We start from the raw sequence: 15,631 nt of genomic DNA, 5'->3' as shown, positions 1-15,631 counted from the left end.
CATGCCACGCGTCAATCGCGTTTTGACTTATCGCCGCGCCATCAAACCGCGCCGACCGCTTATCGATGTTTTACTTTACAAATTGATCGCGATCATTCTCGTAGGCGCCGTGCAACGTCCCGTTCAAAACCCGATGAGATGCCCATGAACCCCGCCAACCTTCCCTTCGATTCCGAAACCATGCTGCAAGGCTTGCGCAAGTGGGTGGAATGCGAAAGCCCGACCTGGGATGCGAACGCCGTCAACCGCATGCTCGACCTCGCGGCGCGCGACATGGCGCTCATGGGAGCCTCGATCGAACGCATCGCCGGACAGCAAGGCTTCGGCGGCGTCGTTCGCGCCCGCTTTCCGCATCCCAAGCAAGGCGAGCCCGGAATTCTGATCGCCGGCCATTTCGACACCGTTCATCCCGTCGGCACGCTGGAGAAGCTGCCGTTCCGGCGTGAAGGCAACAAATGTTATGGTCCCGGCATCTACGACATGAAGGGCGGCAATTACCTGACGCTGGAAGCGATCCGGCAATTGGCACGAGCCGCGTTCACCACGCCGCTGCCGATCACCGTGCTCTTCACTCCGGATGAGGAAGTCGGCACGCCGTCGACCCGCGACATCATCGAGGCCGAGGCCGCGCGCAACAAATATGTGCTGGTGCCGGAGCCCGGCCGTCCGAACAACGGCGTCGTCACCGGGCGCTATGCGATTGCGCGCTTTAATCTCGAAGCGACCGGCAAGCCGAGCCACGCCGGCGCCACCCTCTCCTCCGGACGTTCCGCGATCCGCGAGATGGCGCGTCAGATCGTCGCCATCGATGGCATGACCACCGACGACTGCACGTTCAGCGTCGGCATCGTGCATGGCGGCCAATGGGTCAACTGCGTCGCAACGACCTGCACCGGCGAAGCGCTGAGCATGGCCAAGCGCCAGGACGATCTCGATCGCGGCATCGAGCGGATGCTGGCGCTGTCCGGCACCGCCAATGACGTCACCTTCAAAGTCACCCGCGGCGTCACCCGTCCGGTCTGGGAGCCTGATGCCGGGACCATGGCGCTGTATGAGAAGGCCCGCGGCGTCGCCAAACAATTGGGCGTCGAGCTTTCCCATGTCAGCGCCGGCGGCGGCTCCGACGGCAATTTCACCGGCGCAATGGGCATCCCGACCCTCGACGGACTCGGTGTTCGCGGCGCCGATGCCCATACGCTCAACGAGCATATCGAAGTCGACAGTCTTCCGGAGCGCGGCCGTCTTATGGCGGGCCTACTGGCGACATTGGACTAGCAACCGCGGCAGCTATCATCTTTCGCGCGGGTTGAACCACAGGGATTGTGACAAGGTTTGTCGTGTCACAATCCCTTTTGACGGTTGCCCGCAGAGGTCTAATGGCACAGGATTTGCTCGCTCGCTGTCTACGGGCGGGAACAAAGTCCGCGCTGGCCGGGGCCGCCGGTTAACGCTTGTGTGATGGGTAACGATGCTCGGATATCTGCTTCGCCGTGTGCTGGCCGCCATTCCCGTCATGGGCGTGGTAGCATTGTTCGTGTTTCTGCTGCTGCGGCTGACGCCGGGCGACCCCGCCGCGATTCTGGCCGGCGACAACGCTACGCCCGCGCAGCTCGAACGCATCCGCACCTCGCTCGGGTTGAATGAGCCGCTTTATGTCCAGTTCATCACCTGGATCGGCAAGCTTCTGCATGGCGATCTCGGCGTTTCCCTGATTTCCAACGTGCCGGTGCTGCAAATGGTCGGCCAGCGCATCGAGCCGTCGATCAGCATTGCCTTGTCAACGATCATCCTCAGCATCCTTGTCGCGGTGCCGCTCGGCGTGATCGCAGCATGGAAGCACGGCACCTGGATCGACCGCTTCGTGATGGGTCTCTCGGTGCTCGGCTTCTCGGTCCCGGTGTTCGTGATCGGTTACGTGCTGATCCAGATCTTTGCCCTCGATCTGCGCTGGGTGCCGGTGCAGGGATTCCGCAGCATCACCTCGGGCCTTGGACCGTTCTTCGAACGGATCATCCTGCCGACCATCTCACTATCCTTTATCTATATCGCGCTGATCGCCCGCATGACCCGTGCGGCGATGCTGGATGTGCTGGGCGAGGATTACGTGCGCACCGCGCGCGCCAAGGGGATCAACGAATCGGGGGTGCTGATGCGGCACGCGCTGCGCAATGCCGCCGTGCCGGTGATCACCGTGATCGGGACCGGATTCACGCTGCTGATCTCGGGCGTCGTCGTCACCGAGAGCGTGTTCAACCTGCCGGGGATCGGACGCCTCACCGTCGATGCCGTGCTGGCGCGCGATTATCCCGTGATCCAGGGCATGATCCTGTTGACCTCGTTCGTCTATGTTCTGGTCAACCTGATGATCGATCTCGCCTATACTCTGCTCGATCCCAGAATCCGCTACTAAAGGCCGATATTTATGGCGATCGAAACCCTTCCCGAGCCGTCCATCCCGATCACCACGCCGCTGCGGCCGCGGTTCGGATTCCTGACTTCAACGCCGATCATCGCCGCCGCCACGGTCTGTCTCGGGCTGATCATCGCCTCTGCGATCCTGGCGCCGTTACTGGCGCCGCACGATCCGCTGCTGCTCGCGCCGGCGCAACGGCTGAAGCCGTCCAACGCGCAATTCTGGCTCGGCACCGACGCTTACGGCCGCGACGTGCTGTCACGGACGCTCTATGGCGGACGAATTTCGCTGGTGATCGGTCTGGGCGCCGCCATCTTCTCCATCATCATCGGCCTTGCCGTCGGTCTCGTCTCCGGCTTCTTCAAATGGGTCGACGCGGTGATGATGCGCATCATGGACGGCCTGATGGCGATGCCCAGCATCCTGCTCGCCATCGCCGTAGTCTCGTTGTCGGGCGCAAGCCCAGCGACGGTGCTGATCGCCATTACCATCCCCGAAATTCCGCGGGTGGCGCGGCTGGTCCGCGCCGTGGTGCTGTCGGCGCGCGAGGAACCCTATGTCGAAGCCGCGATCTCCGTCGGCTCCAGCCTGCCCAAGATTATGTGGCGGCACCTGATGCCGAACACGATCGCGCCGCTGATCGTGCAAGGCACTTACGTCTGCGCCTCCGCCATCCTCACCGAAGCGATCCTGTCGTTCCTCGGCGCCGGCATCAACCCGGAGACGCCGACCTGGGGCAACATGATGGCGGAAGGCCGCGCCTATTTTCAGATCAAGCCGTCACTGATCTTCTGGCCGGGCTTGATGCTGTCGATTGCGATCCTCAGCATCAATCTGATCGGCGACGCCGCGCGCGACGCGCTGGATCCCCGCATGAAACAGCGCGAGGGCGGCAAATGAATTTGGTGGAAATAGCCACGTCATTGCGAGCGCAGCGAAGCAATCCATCGCGCGGCGAGCGGAAGCAATGGATTGCTCCGTCGCTGACGCTCCTCGCAATGACAAGAGTAATCGCATGACCGACACCGTTCTCGACATCAACAATCTCGTCGTCGGCCTCGGCAAGGCCCCGCAGGCGCAACGCATCATCGACGGTCTCTCTTTGACGGTGAACAAAGGCGAGACGCTGTGCCTGGTCGGCGAAAGCGGATCGGGCAAATCCGTCACCTCGCTCACGGTGATGGGACTGCTGCAAAAGGGTTCGCTGGCGCCGTCCAGCGGCAGCATCAAGCTGGTCGGCGAAGAGCTTCTTGCCGCCAGCGACCGGCGGCTGCGCCAATTGCGCGCCACCACCATGGCGATGATTTTCCAGGAGCCGATGACGGCGCTCAATCCGGTGGTGCCGGTCGGGCGCCAGATCGACGAAGTGCTGCGCGCCCATACCTCGCTCGATGCGCGCGCCCGACGCAAGCGCATTCTGGCGATGATGGAGCAGGTGCGCCTGCCCGACGTCGCGCGCATCTTCGCGTCCTACCCGCATCGCCTCTCCGGCGGCCAGCGCCAGCGCATCATGATCGCGATGGCGCTGGTGCTGGAGCCGAAGCTTTTGATCGCGGACGAGCCGACCACGGCGCTCGACGTCACCACGCAGAAGCAGATCCTGACGCTGATCCGCGACCTGCAACGCGATCACGGCACCGCCGTGCTGTTCATCACCCACGACATGGGCGTGGTGGCGGAGATCGCCGATCGCGTCGCGGTGATGCGGCATGGCAAGCTGGTCGAAACCGGCACGCTCGACAACATCCTGCGCACGCCCACGATGGAATATACCCGCAAGCTGCTCTCCGCGGTGCCGAGCCTGGTGCCGCGCACGCCGCGCCCGGAATCGAAAGAGCCGATTGTGCTGGAGGCTTACGAACTCGGCAAGGTCTATCGCGAGCGCTCGCTGTTCGGCAAACCGCGCGAGGTCGCCGCGGCGCAGGACGTCACGCTCACCTTGCGCAAGGGCCGCACGCTCGGCATCGTCGGCGAAAGCGGATCGGGCAAATCGACGGTAGCGCGTTGCATCGTGCGGCTGATCGATCCGACCTCCGGAAGCATCCGTCTGGTCGGCCGCGAAATCTCCGAATTGTCGCGCCGGCTGTTGCAACCGCATCGCAAACGCATCCAGATCGTGTTCCAGGATCCCTATCGCTCACTCAACCCGCGCGTCACCATCGGCGAGACCATCGCCGAGGGGCCGATCAATTATGGCATGCCGCGCAAGGAGGCGCTGGCCAAAGCACGTGAACTGCTGGAACTGGTCGGCCTGCCCGCTGATGCCGTCTCGCGCTATCCGCACCAGTTCTCCGGCGGCCAGCGCCAGCGCATCGCCATCGCGCGCGCACTGGCGCTCGACCCCGATGTGCTGGTGGCGGACGAAGCGGTCTCCGCGCTCGACGTTTCGGTGCAGGCGCAGGTGCTGGAACTGCTCGACGAAATCCAGACCCGGCTCGGCATCGCGCTGTTATTCATCACCCACGACCTGCGGGTGGCGGCGCAGATCTGCGACGACGTCGCCGTGATGCAGCATGGCCGCGTCGTCGAACAGGGACCGGCGGCGCAGGTCCTGACCAATCCGAAACAAGCCTATACCCGCGCACTGCTCGATGCCGCGCCCGGACGGCAATGGGATTTCGCCAACTTTCGGCCCGTTTCTTCCGACGCCGTGGCGACCGCCTGACGCACCTTGATGGCGGGTGGCGGCGCGCACGAATGCGCCCGAGGGCTCCGCACAGCAATCCGAAAATGGTTCGAGGCCATGCGGGGGCGGATTGCCTGGCAGCTTGCGCGGCCCTCGATGACGGGGCTAACGTCGCGCAATTTCACGGACCGAGACTGACGTCATGACCCGGATCGCCATTGGCGGTTTCCTGCACGAGACCAACACCTTCGCGCCGACGAAGGCGACCTATGAGGCTTTCGTGCATGGCGGCGGCTGGCCGGCGATGGCGCGCGGCCCCGACGTGCTGAAGGTGATGCGGCATATCAATGTCGGGCTGGCGGGTTTCGTCGAGGCTGCGGACGCCAATGGCTGGGAACTGGTGCCGACCATCTCATGCGGCGCCAGTCCTTCGGCGTATGTCACCGAAGATGCGTTCGAGCGCATTGTGAACGTGATGGTCGATGGCATCAGGAGCGCAGGACCGCCGCTCGATGCCGTCTATCTTGATCTGCACGGCGCCATGGTCACGGAACATTTCGACGACGGCGAAGGCGAAATTCTGGCGCGCGTGCGCAACGTGATCGGCAAGGATCTGCCGCTGGTGGTCAGCCTCGACCTGCACGCCAATGTTACGCCGGCCATGATCGAACACGCCGACGCGCTGATCGCCTACCGCACCTATCCGCATGTCGACATGGCCGACACCGGCCGCGCCGCCGCGCGGCATCTTTTGCTGTTGCTGCAATCCAAACAGAAATTCGCAAAAGCATTCCGGCAATTGCCGTTCCTGATTCCGATCAGTTGGCAATGCACCAACGACCAGCCCACCAAGGGCATCTATCAAAAATTGGCGGCGCTGGAGAGCGAGGCGGTGCCGACGCTGTCCTTTGCGCCAGGCTTTCCAGCCGCCGACTTTCGAGATTGCGGACCGAGCGTGTTCGCCTATGGCCGGACCCAGGCCGATGCCGACGCCGCGGCCGATGCGATCACGAACATCATTGTCGGCCACGAAAACGATTTCGACGGCCGGATCTATTCGCCCGATGACGGCGTGCGCCACGCGATGGAATTGGCGAAGACGGCGCGGAAGCCGATCATCATCGCCGATACCCAGGACAATCCCGGCGCCGGCGGCGACTCCGACACCACCGGCATGCTGCGGGCGCTGGTGCGCAACAAGGCAACCAAAGCCGCGATCGGCGTGATCTACGATCCCGAAGCCGCCAGGGCGGTTCATGCCGCAGGCGTCGGCGCCACCGTGACGCTCGCGCTCGGCGGCAAGTCGGGCATTCCCGGCGACGCGCCTTACGAGGAAAGATTTTTCGTCGAAAAACTGTCCGACGGACAATTCATCGCACCGGGCCCTTATTATGGCGGCCGCGACATGGACATGGGACCGTCGGCGGCGTTGCGGATCGGCGATGTCCGGGTGGTCGTGAGCTCGCACAAGGCCCAGCTCGCGGATCAATCGATGTACCGTTATGTCGGAATCGAACCGACCGAGCAATCGATCCTCGTCAACAAGAGTTCGGTGCATTTCCGCGCCGATTTCGAGCCGATCGCCGAACGGCTCTTGATCTGCGCCGCGCCCGGCGCGATGCCGGCCGATACTGCGGCGCTGCCCTGGCAACGTTTGCGTCCGGGCATTCGCATTAAGCCCAATGGTGCCCCCTTTACGCCTGCGACAAAATCAGCTTCACCCTCCTCCTCCGCCATCGGATAACAGACATGCCCAATATCGACCGCATCGAAGGCTTTGCCGACGAACTCACCGCAATCCGCAGGGATCTGCATGCGCATCCGGAGATCGGCTTCGAGGAAGTCCGCACCTCCGGCATCGTTGCCGACAAGCTGACGCAATGGGGCATCGAGGTGCATCGCGGCCTCGGCGGCACCGGCGTCGTCGGCGTACTCAGGGGCAAGGGCGATAGCGGCAGGCGCATCGGGCTGCGTGCCGACATGGACGCGCTGCCGATGGAAGAAAACACCAATCTGAAATGGCGTTCGACCATTCCCGGCCGTTTCCACGGCTGCGGCCATGACGGCCACACCACCATCCTGCTCGGCACCGCGCGCTATCTCGCCGAAACCCGGAATTTCGACGGCACCGTGCATTTCATCTTCCAGCCGGCGGAAGAAGGCCTCGGCGGCGCGCGGGCCATGATCAAGGACGGGCTGTTCGACAAGTTTCCCTGCGACGAGATCTACGGGCTTCACAACGCCCCAGATCTCAATCACGGTGAGCTTGCGGTAATGCCGGGACCGGCGATGGCCGGCGCGGACTTCTTCGACATCGTCATCCACGGCTATGGCGCGCATGGCGCGATGCCGGAGCGGTCGAAAGACGCAGTCGTGATCGCGATGACGGTCGGTCAGGCGTTGCAGACCATCGTCAGCCGCAACGTCGATCCCCTGCAGTCGGCGGTGCTGTCGATCACGCAGATCCACTCGGGCTCCGCCTACAATGTAATTCCCGGCGAGGCCAGGCTGTGCGGCACGGTGCGCGCGTTTTCCGACGAGGTGCGCACGCTGATCCGCGAGCGGATGCGGGCGATCTGCGCCGGCATCGCCAGCGCCTTCCAGGTCGAGATATCGGTCGACATCCGCGACATCTTCAGCGTGCTGGTCAACCAGGAAGAACATTCCGGCGTGGTCGAAAACGTCGCGCGCACGATCGTGGATCCCGCCAAGGTCATCACGCGGTCGCATCCCAAGATGGGCAGCGAGGATTTCGCGGACATGTTGCACGCGGTGCCCGGCGCCTATTTCTGGATTGGCCATGAAGGTTCGGTGCCGGTGCATAATCCCGGCTACGTGTTCGACGACAAGGTGATCCCGATCGGCGCCAGCATGTTCGCGCGCATCGTCGAAACCCGCTTGCCGGTGGCCGCCCATGCATAAACCAACATCGGAGGACGCGGTAACGCCGCTGTACGATCTTTCCGCCGTCGATCTGCTGGCAGGATATCGCAGCAAACAATTTTCGCCGTCCGATGTGCTGGAGGACGTACTGGCCCATGTCGCGGAGTGGGAACCGCACATCAAGGCGCTATATGCGTTCGATCCGGAAGGCGCCATCGCCGCTGCGAAAGCATCGACCGAGCGCTGGCAGAACGGCGCGCCATCCGGTTCGCTCGACGGCATTCCCGTCACCATCAAGGAGAATATCGCGACCAAGGGCGTGCCCATTCCGCTCGGAGCGGCCAGCAACAAACTGGTCCCGGCGGCGGTGGATGCGCCGCCTGCGGCGCGGTTGCGCGAAGCCGGCACCATCATCTTCTCCAAGACCACGATGCCGGATTACGGCATGCTGTCGTCCGGCCTGTCGAGCTTCCATCCCCTCACCCGCAATCCCTGGGACCTAGCCAAGAATCCGGGCGGATCGAGTTCCGGCGCCGGTGCGGCGGCCGCGGCCGGCTATGGCCCGCTGCATCTCGGCACCGACATCGGCGGCTCGGTGCGGCTGCCAGCGTGCTGGTGCGGCCTGGTCGGCCTGAAACCCAGCCTTGGGCGGGTTCCGATCGATCCGCCCTATGTCGGCCGCGTCGCTGGCCCGATAACCCGCACCGTCGACGACGCTGCACTGATGATGGCCGTGCTGTCGAAACCCGACCGCCGCGACGGCATGAGCCTGCCCGCGCATGACATCAATTGGAAGGCGCTCGAAAAATCGCCGCGCAAGCTGCGGCTCGGGCTGATGCTCAATCTCGCGGTCGGACAAAAGCTGGAAAAGGAAGTCCGCGAGGTCGCCGTCAAAGCAGCCAAAGCGTTCGAATCGGCAGGCGCCGTGGTCACCGAAGTCGAAGGCATATTGACGCGCGAGATGCTCGAAGGGCTGGACAATTTCTGGCGCGCCCGGATGTGGGATGATTTGTCGAAGCTCGCGCCGGAAGAGCGTGCCAGGACGCTGCCCTATATCTCTCAATGGGCGGAGCGAGGCGCGAAGTTGTCGGGCGTCGAGGTGGTTCGCGGCTTCAATGCCACAATGGCGATCCGGTCCGCCGCCGCCAAGCTGTTCACCGACCTCGACTATGTGATCTCGCCGGTATCGCCGGTGGTGAACTTCGCCGCCGAACTCGCCGCCCCGATCAACGATCCCGAAAAGCCGTTCGAACACATCTGCTACACGGTGCCGTGGAACATGTCGGAAAATCCGGCGCTGTCGATCAATGGCGGCTACGACAAGAAGGGGTTTCCGATCGGCGTGCAGATCATCGGCCGCCGCTTCGACGACATCGGCGTGCTCGGCATGGCCAAGGCGTTCGAGGCGCTGCGGGGGCCGCAAAAGCCGTGGCCGAAGCCGCCGAAGAAGTAACGGACGCGGCAGGCTCGCCTGTCATGCGCGGGCCCGACCCGCGCATCCATCTTCTTCACAACGATGGATTGCCGGGTCAAGCCCGGCAATGACGAGAAGAATAACAGAGGAAACACCCGATGGCATATGAGACCATCACCTATGAGGTCGCGGACCGGATCCTGACCATCACGCTGAACCGGCCCGACAAGCTCAACGCCTTCAACGCCACCATGCAGAAGGAATTGATCGACGCCTTCGACGCGGCCGATAAGGACGACGACGTTCGCGCCATCATCGTCACCGGCGCCGGCCGCGGCTTCTGTGCCGGCGCCGATCTTTCCTCCGGCGCCGACACCTTCGACCGCGACGTCAAACGCGGACCGGTGAAGCGGCTCGCCGACGGCAAGGTCGACTACAGCGATCCCAAGGTGCGCGACGGCGGCGGCCAGGTCACCTTGCGCATCTTCAAATGCCTGAAGCCGGTGATCGCGGCGGTCAATGGCCCGGCGGTCGGCATCGGCGTCACCATGCAGCTTGCGATGGACATCCGGATCGCCAGCGAGGCTGCGCGGTTCGGCTTCGTGTTCTCGCAGCGCGGCATCGTGCCCGAAGCCGCATCGAGCTGGTTCTTGCCGCGCATCGTCGGCATCTCGCAGGCGCTGGAATGGTGCTACACCGGCCGGGTGTTTCCGGCGCAGGAAGCACTCGCCGGCCGCCTCGTCAGCAAGGTGGTGCCGCCGGATGAATTGCTGCCGGCCGCCCGCGCACTGGCGCGCGAGATCGCCGACAAGACCGCGCCGGTATCGGTGGCGCTGATCAGGCAGATGATGTGGCGCATGCTGGGCGCCGACGATCCGATGGAAGCGCACAAGATCGACAGCCGCGGGATCTATACCCGCGGCCGCTCCGACGACGTCAAGGAAGGTGTGTTGTCATTCCTGGAAAAGCGGCCGCCGGTTTTCAAGGACAAGGTGTCGGCCGACCTGCCCGACTATTTCCCGTGGTGGGACGAGCGGGAGTATGAGTAGATAAAGTCGTCATCCGCATCGTAGGGTGGGCAAAGCAAAGCGTGCCCACCGTTCAAACCAAGGCTTCGCGGATAGGTGGTGGGCACGGCGCAGATGCGCCTTTACTCACCTACGGCGTCATCACCCACTCACATCTAGGCCGCGCGTTCTTTACGGCGCTGCAACGCTTCGCGGATCAACGGCAGACGGTCATTGCCGAAATACATATCGGTCTTGTCGAGGAAGATGGTCGGCGAGCCGAACCCGCCGCGCGCCATCACTTCATCGGTGTTGGCCTTGAGCTGGTCCTTGATCGCCTGCTGGCTGATCCCTGCGAAGAATTTTTCGGGATCCACGCCGGCGCGCTGGCAGACTTCCATCAACACCGCGTCCTGTGAGATATCCTTGTCCTCGCCCCAATAGATCTCGAACACCGCGCGCGCAAACGGCAGTATCTCCTCAGCCAGCCAGATACAGCCGCGCATCGCCTTGACGCTGTTCACCGGAAACACCGTCGGCGGCATCTTGATCGCAAGCCCCGCCGAGCGCGCCCAATCGGCAAGATCCTTCAGCATGTAACGCGCCTTCAACGGCACCGGCTTCTCGCGCGAGGCATAGACGCTTGGATTCGCCGTGTTGAAGATGCCGCCCACGAGAATGGGCCGCCACGAAATCTCCGCGCCGAACTCCTTCGCCAATGGCTGGATGTTGTGGAAGGCGAGATAGGTCCAGGGACTGGAGCAGTCGAAGAAGAATTCGATCATGGCGTTTCCTTTCGTATTCTTTCTGATTGCGTTCTTGCTGATTGTGTTCTTGCGGTCTTCGTCCTGAGGAGCGCGCTTTTTGCGCGCGTCTCGAAAGATGGGCGGCGCCGGCTCTGTTGCATCCGGCCTCATGGTTCGAGACGGCGCAAGAGCGCCTCCTCACCATGAAGAACTAGGATTTTCTCCCCGCCACTTCCTTCGCTTTCTGCCCGAACATATTTTTTCGTGCCTCTTCATCGAAAGGTTCCTTCACGAATTTGCCGATCGCAAGCCCCGCCTGCACCTGAGGCCGGGCGCGGATCGCCGCGTACCAGCGCTTGATGCCGGGATAATCGTCGAGCGAAAAACCCTGCGCCTTGTGGGTCATGGTCCAGGGAAAGCAGGCGATGTCGGCGATCGTGTAATCGTCGCCGGCGATAAAGCTTCCGGTCTTGCCCAGTTGGGTATCGAGCACGCGGTAAAGCCGTGCCGCCTCGTCGCGGTAGCGCTCGACGGCGTAAGGGATTTTCTCCTGCGCATAGAGCGCGAAATGCCCGTGCTGGCCGAGCATCGGCCCGAGCCCGCCCATCTGCCACATCAGCCATTGCATCACATTGGACCGCGTCCGGATCTCCGTGGGCAGGAAACGGCCGGTCTTGTCGGCCAGATAGATCAGGATCGCGCCGGTTTCGAACACCGAAAAAGGCGGTCCGCCATCGGCCGGCGCGTGATCGACGATCGCCGGAATGCGGTTGTTCGGGCTGATCGCCAGGAACTCCGGCCTGAACTGCTCGCCGGCCCGGATGTTGACCGGAATGACCCAATAGGGAAGGCCCAGTTCCTCCAGCATGATCGAGATTTTCCAGCCATTCGGCGTCGGCGCGTAATGCAGGTCGATCATGGCTTCCCTCGCCGTCACCCCGAACGGCGTCCGGATATTCCCGGCGCCGGCGACGTTTGTTGTTCTGTACCTGGATCATAAGTCATGGCACACAGGCGCTCAATCACAACCGACCGGGAGGCTTTCATGCTGTTTCCAACCACCATCGCCGGCTCCCTGCCGAAACCGGAATGGCTCGCCGAGCCCAACACGCTATGGGCGCCCTGGAAGTCGTCCGGCGAGGAACTGGCGCGCGCCAAGCGCGACGCCACGGTGCTGGCGGTGAAGCTGCAGGAAGATGCCGGCGTCGACATCGTCACCGAGGGCGAGCAGGCGCGCCAGCACTTCGTCCACGGCTTCCTCGAGAAGGTCGAGGGCATCGATTTCGCGCACAAAGTCGAGATGGGAATCCGCAACGACCGCTACAAGGCGATGGTGCCGCAGGTGGTGGCGCCCCTGCGCCTCAAGAGCCGCGTCCACGCCGAAGAGGCGCGCGTCGCCCGCACCCACACCACGCGCAAGCTGAAATTCACCCTACCCGGCCCGATGACCATCATCGACACCGTCGCCGACCGCCATTATGGCGACCGCGTCAAGATGGCATTCGCCTTCGCCGAACTGCTCAACGAGGAGGCCAAGGCGTTGCAGGCCGATGGCGTCGACGTCATCCAGTTCGATGAACCCGCCTTCAACGTCTATATGAGCGAGGTCAGCGACTGGGGCATCGAGGCGCTGGAACGCGCCGCAGAAGGGCTGACCTGCACCACCGCGGTTCACATCTGCTACGGCTACGGCATCAAGGCCAATACCGACTGGAAAGAGACGCTGGGCAGCGAGTGGCGGCAATATGAGGATATCTTTCCGGCGATCGCCAACAGCCCGATCCAGCAGGTCGCGATCGAATGCCGCAACTCGAAAGCGCCGCTGGATTTGCTGGCGCTGCTCAAGGGCAAGGTCGTGCAGGCCGGCGTGATCGATGTCGCCAGCGACACCGTCGAGACCGCGGAAGACGTCGCCAAGGTGATCGACGCGGTTTCGAAATTCGTGCCCAAGAGCAACATCGTCGCCACCACCAATTGCGGCATGGCGCCGATGCGCCGCGACATCGCCGAAGCCAAGCTGATGGCGCTCGGCGCCGGCGCGAAGCTGGCGCGGGAGCGGATGGGGTGAGTGTTTTTGATCCAACCTCGCTCAACACGAGGCGATGAGCCCTCTTCCTAACCCTCCCCCACAAGGGGGGAGGAAACGTTGCGCACGCTCGGATGCAGCAGCGGCCGATAGCCGGCGGCCAGCGCACGCAGTGTCGAGGGTGGCGTCAGCAACATCACCTCCCCGACCGGCTCGCTTGCCGCACGATAACCGGCCGGCGACCATTTGAACGCCCTGCCCTGCGCGATCAGACAGCTTTCGTCGCCGCTCAGCACCATCGCGCCGTCGGGCAGTTTCTCAAGCCGCAGCGGCAACGGGTACAAGCGCTTGTTCCGGCCGGACAGCCGCTCGCGATGCAGCACCGCATCGATGTCGCGCACAAGCATGGGGCCGACCCCATTGCCTTCCTGCCATGCCGCGCGAAACCGGTTGGCGTCGTCACGGCGACAGAAGAAGCACGGCCGGTGTCCGGCCGCGAACGCGGTAGCCTCATCAAGAAAGAACAGTTCGGTCCAGCTCCGGCCGCCCATCACCTCGCGCCGACGTCCCCTGAATTCGCAGACACAGGTCAGCCAGGCCGGGCTCGACCAGCGCCTGTTCAGCAGGGTTTTGGTGGCGGGGTCGTGGATGATGCCGCGATTGCCGGTGAACATCCCGCGATGCGGGGTCGTGATGATATCGCCTTGCGGCGTAACGCGGTTTTGCAGCGGCATGGCGAACCACTTGACTATCAATCGCAAGCGTCACGCGAGAAGCGTGAACGACATATGGCGTTTCTTCGTCATTCCGGGGCATCGCGTAGCGATGAACCCGGTATCCATTCCGCCACGCTTTCTGCTGAACGATGGATTCCAGGCTCGTTATCCAAGTCGGCCATTGCCGACTTGGATAATTATATTGCCGACCTCGGGTAAACCCGAGGTCGGTTCGTCGCGCCCCGGAATGACGAAAAATAATATCACGCCACGCTATCGCGGATCGGCGGCTGGAAAGAGAGCGCGGTGTCCCAGGGAAAGAAAATCCAGGTGTCCTGCGACACTTCGGTGATGAAGGTGTCGACCAGCGGCCGCCCTTTCGGCTTGGCATAGACGGTGGCGAAATGTGCCTCCGGCATCATCTCGCGCACCATTCGTCCGGTCTTGCCGGTGTCGACGAGGTCGTCGACGATCAGCAATCCCTTGCCGGTGCCACCGCCGAGTTTCGCGGTGTCATCTGAAATGCCCTTCAACACCTGCAAATCGCCCTGCTTGGTGTGATCGTAGCTGGCGATGCAGACGGTATCGATGACGCGCACGCCGAGTTCGCGGGCCACGATCGCCGCCGGCACCAGGCCGCCGCGGGTGATCGCGATCACCGCGTGAAACGGCCCGACTTCGTTGAGCCGCCAGGTCAGCGCCCGGCAATCCCGGTGAAACTGGTCCCAGGACACCGGGAAGGCTTTGCCTGCCCGCTCCTGCGCGATGAGTGTCGAATCTTTTTCAACCATGCTGTTTCCGCTTCGATCCAATCAATCTGCTACCGGCAATCTGCTACCGGGCCGCGTGCAAGCTCGCCAGCATTTCCTTCACCGCGGCCATCGCGGCATTGAGCTTTTCCGGGTCGCGGGAACGCACCACCAGATTGGTGTTCGGCTTCTTGTCCTCGTCCGTGAACGGATAGCTGCCGATGATGGTGTCGGGATGCGCCAAGGCAATGCTGCGAAGCGGGCCGCCGATGTCGCCTTCGCGCGCATCGGCGCGGACCGATTCCGACAGCATCCGCACGCCCGACTTCAGCTTCGGCGCCACGATGTCCATCATCGCCTGCATGATCGCGGGAATACCGGCCATGACAATGACGTTGCCGAGCTTGAAGCCAGGCGCCAGGATGGTCGCGCTCTGGATCAGTTCGGCGCCGTCGGGAACGCGGGCCATGCGCAGCCGCGCCTCGTTCAGATCCTGCTCACCCCAGCGTTCGCGAAATCGCGCCACCACTTCCGGGTGATGGTCGATGCCGACGCCGAACGCCTTCGCAACGCTGTCGGCGGTGATATCGTCATGGGTCGGCCCGATCCCGCCGGTGGTGAAGATGTAGGTGTAGCGGTGGCGCAGCGCATTCAGCGCCGCGACGATCTCGGCCTCCTCATCCGGCACGACCCGGACTTCCTTGAGGTCGATCCCGATATTGGTCAGGTATTCCGCGATGAAGCCGATGTTCTTGTCCTTGGTGCGCCCGGAAAGGATCTCATCGCCGATCACCAGAATTCCCGCCGTAACGATATCGCTCATGACCTCTCCTTGCCGTCGCCACCCGTCCCGGCAAACTAGCCGGAAAACACACAGGACGTCCCCACTCAACACAACATTTCGGCGTCACCGGCGTCCCCGCATCATGCCGCCGAAATAATCACTGCACAGCCCCTTTTTCGGGCAGATCCTGGAACATCCCTAGCAAATGCGTTTTACCAATGCATATCGCTCTGGCCCGGCCCTTGCTACCGTCCCCTATAGTCATGC

Annotated in this window: 14 protein-coding genes; 9 read left to right on the top strand and 5 right to left on the bottom strand. The window is 63.2% G+C overall.

From position 1 onward, the window contains the following. Positions 1-144 precede the first annotated feature (144 nt). The 8 genes from HB630_RS04855 to HB630_RS04820 all read left to right on the top strand — a co-directional run bounded on the left by HB630_RS04855 (position 145) and on the right by HB630_RS04820 (position 10,385). Positions 145-1,275 (top strand): M20/M25/M40 family metallo-hydrolase, encoded by a 1,131-nt coding sequence (locus tag HB630_RS04855; protein ID WP_213770400.1) that lies wholly within the window; start codon positions 145-147, stop codon positions 1,273-1,275. A 193-nt stretch (positions 1,276-1,468) separates the two neighbouring features. After that, complete coding sequence (locus tag HB630_RS04850; protein ID WP_213770399.1) at positions 1,469-2,410, top strand: ABC transporter permease; 942 nt, start codon at positions 1,469-1,471, stop codon at positions 2,408-2,410. A gap of 12 nt (positions 2,411-2,422) precedes the next feature. Then, on the top strand, positions 2,423-3,313 hold the full coding sequence (locus tag HB630_RS04845; RefSeq protein WP_213770398.1) for an ABC transporter permease: 891 nt from the start codon (positions 2,423-2,425) through the stop codon (positions 3,311-3,313). Between the two features lie 115 nt (positions 3,314-3,428). Next, positions 3,429-5,078: an ABC transporter ATP-binding protein gene (locus HB630_RS04840; RefSeq protein WP_213770397.1), complete on the top strand. Its 1,650-nt coding sequence runs from the start codon at positions 3,429-3,431 to the stop codon at positions 5,076-5,078. A 163-nt stretch (positions 5,079-5,241) separates the two neighbouring features. Beyond that, on the top strand, positions 5,242-6,783 hold the full coding sequence (locus HB630_RS04835; RefSeq protein WP_213770396.1) for a M81 family metallopeptidase: 1,542 nt from the start codon (positions 5,242-5,244) through the stop codon (positions 6,781-6,783). Positions 6,784-6,788: 5 nt separating this feature from the next. Next, positions 6,789-7,961: a M20 aminoacylase family protein gene (locus HB630_RS04830; protein ID WP_213770394.1), complete on the top strand. Its 1,173-nt coding sequence runs from the start codon at positions 6,789-6,791 to the stop codon at positions 7,959-7,961. Beyond that, positions 7,954-9,375 (top strand): amidase, encoded by a 1,422-nt coding sequence (locus HB630_RS04825; protein ID WP_213770392.1) that lies wholly within the window; start codon positions 7,954-7,956, stop codon positions 9,373-9,375. Before HB630_RS04830 ends, HB630_RS04825 begins: the two co-directional genes overlap by 8 nt. A gap of 119 nt (positions 9,376-9,494) precedes the next feature. After that, positions 9,495-10,385: a crotonase/enoyl-CoA hydratase family protein gene (locus tag HB630_RS04820; protein ID WP_213770390.1), complete on the top strand. Its 891-nt coding sequence runs from the start codon at positions 9,495-9,497 to the stop codon at positions 10,383-10,385. A 134-nt stretch (positions 10,386-10,519) separates the two neighbouring features. On the opposite strand, the gene HB630_RS04815 is transcribed toward HB630_RS04820, so the two are convergent. Then, entirely contained in the window at positions 10,520-11,128 is a 609-nt protein-coding gene (locus tag HB630_RS04815; protein WP_213770388.1) for a 2-hydroxychromene-2-carboxylate isomerase, read from the bottom strand. A gap of 172 nt (positions 11,129-11,300) precedes the next feature. Further along, a complete protein-coding gene (locus HB630_RS04810; RefSeq protein ID WP_213770386.1) occupies positions 11,301-12,008 on the bottom strand; it encodes a glutathione binding-like protein in 708 nt (235 codons plus the stop codon). Positions 12,009-12,134: 126 nt separating this feature from the next. On the opposite strand from HB630_RS04810, the gene HB630_RS04805 reads away from it, so the two are divergent. Beyond that, a complete protein-coding gene (locus tag HB630_RS04805) occupies positions 12,135-13,157 on the top strand; it encodes a methionine synthase (RefSeq protein ID WP_213770384.1) in 1,023 nt (340 codons plus the stop codon). A gap of 47 nt (positions 13,158-13,204) precedes the next feature. Here the strand turns inward: HB630_RS04805 and HB630_RS04800 are convergent, their stop codons facing one another. The 3 genes from HB630_RS04800 to HB630_RS04790 form a co-directional block, all read right to left on the bottom strand. Next, the gene (locus HB630_RS04800) at positions 13,205-13,849 is read right to left on the bottom strand and encodes a hypothetical protein (protein WP_213770381.1); all 645 of its coding nucleotides are present in this window, start codon (positions 13,847-13,849) and stop codon (positions 13,205-13,207) included. A 245-nt stretch (positions 13,850-14,094) separates the two neighbouring features. Further along, complete coding sequence (gpt, locus tag HB630_RS04795) at positions 14,095-14,622, bottom strand: xanthine phosphoribosyltransferase (RefSeq protein WP_213770379.1); 528 nt, start codon at positions 14,620-14,622, stop codon at positions 14,095-14,097. 43 nt (positions 14,623-14,665) lie between these two features. Next, on the bottom strand, positions 14,666-15,403 hold the full coding sequence (locus HB630_RS04790; RefSeq protein ID WP_213770378.1) for a molybdopterin-binding protein: 738 nt from the start codon (positions 15,401-15,403) through the stop codon (positions 14,666-14,668). Positions 15,404-15,631: the final 228 nt, after the last annotated feature.

The sequence above is a fragment of the Bradyrhizobium sp. dw_78 genome, assembly GCF_018449525.1.
Lineage (GTDB): Bacteria > Pseudomonadota > Alphaproteobacteria > Rhizobiales > Xanthobacteraceae > Bradyrhizobium.
Note: the sequence above shows the minus strand (reverse complement) of the source record. Positions and strands in the feature narration are given on the sequence as shown.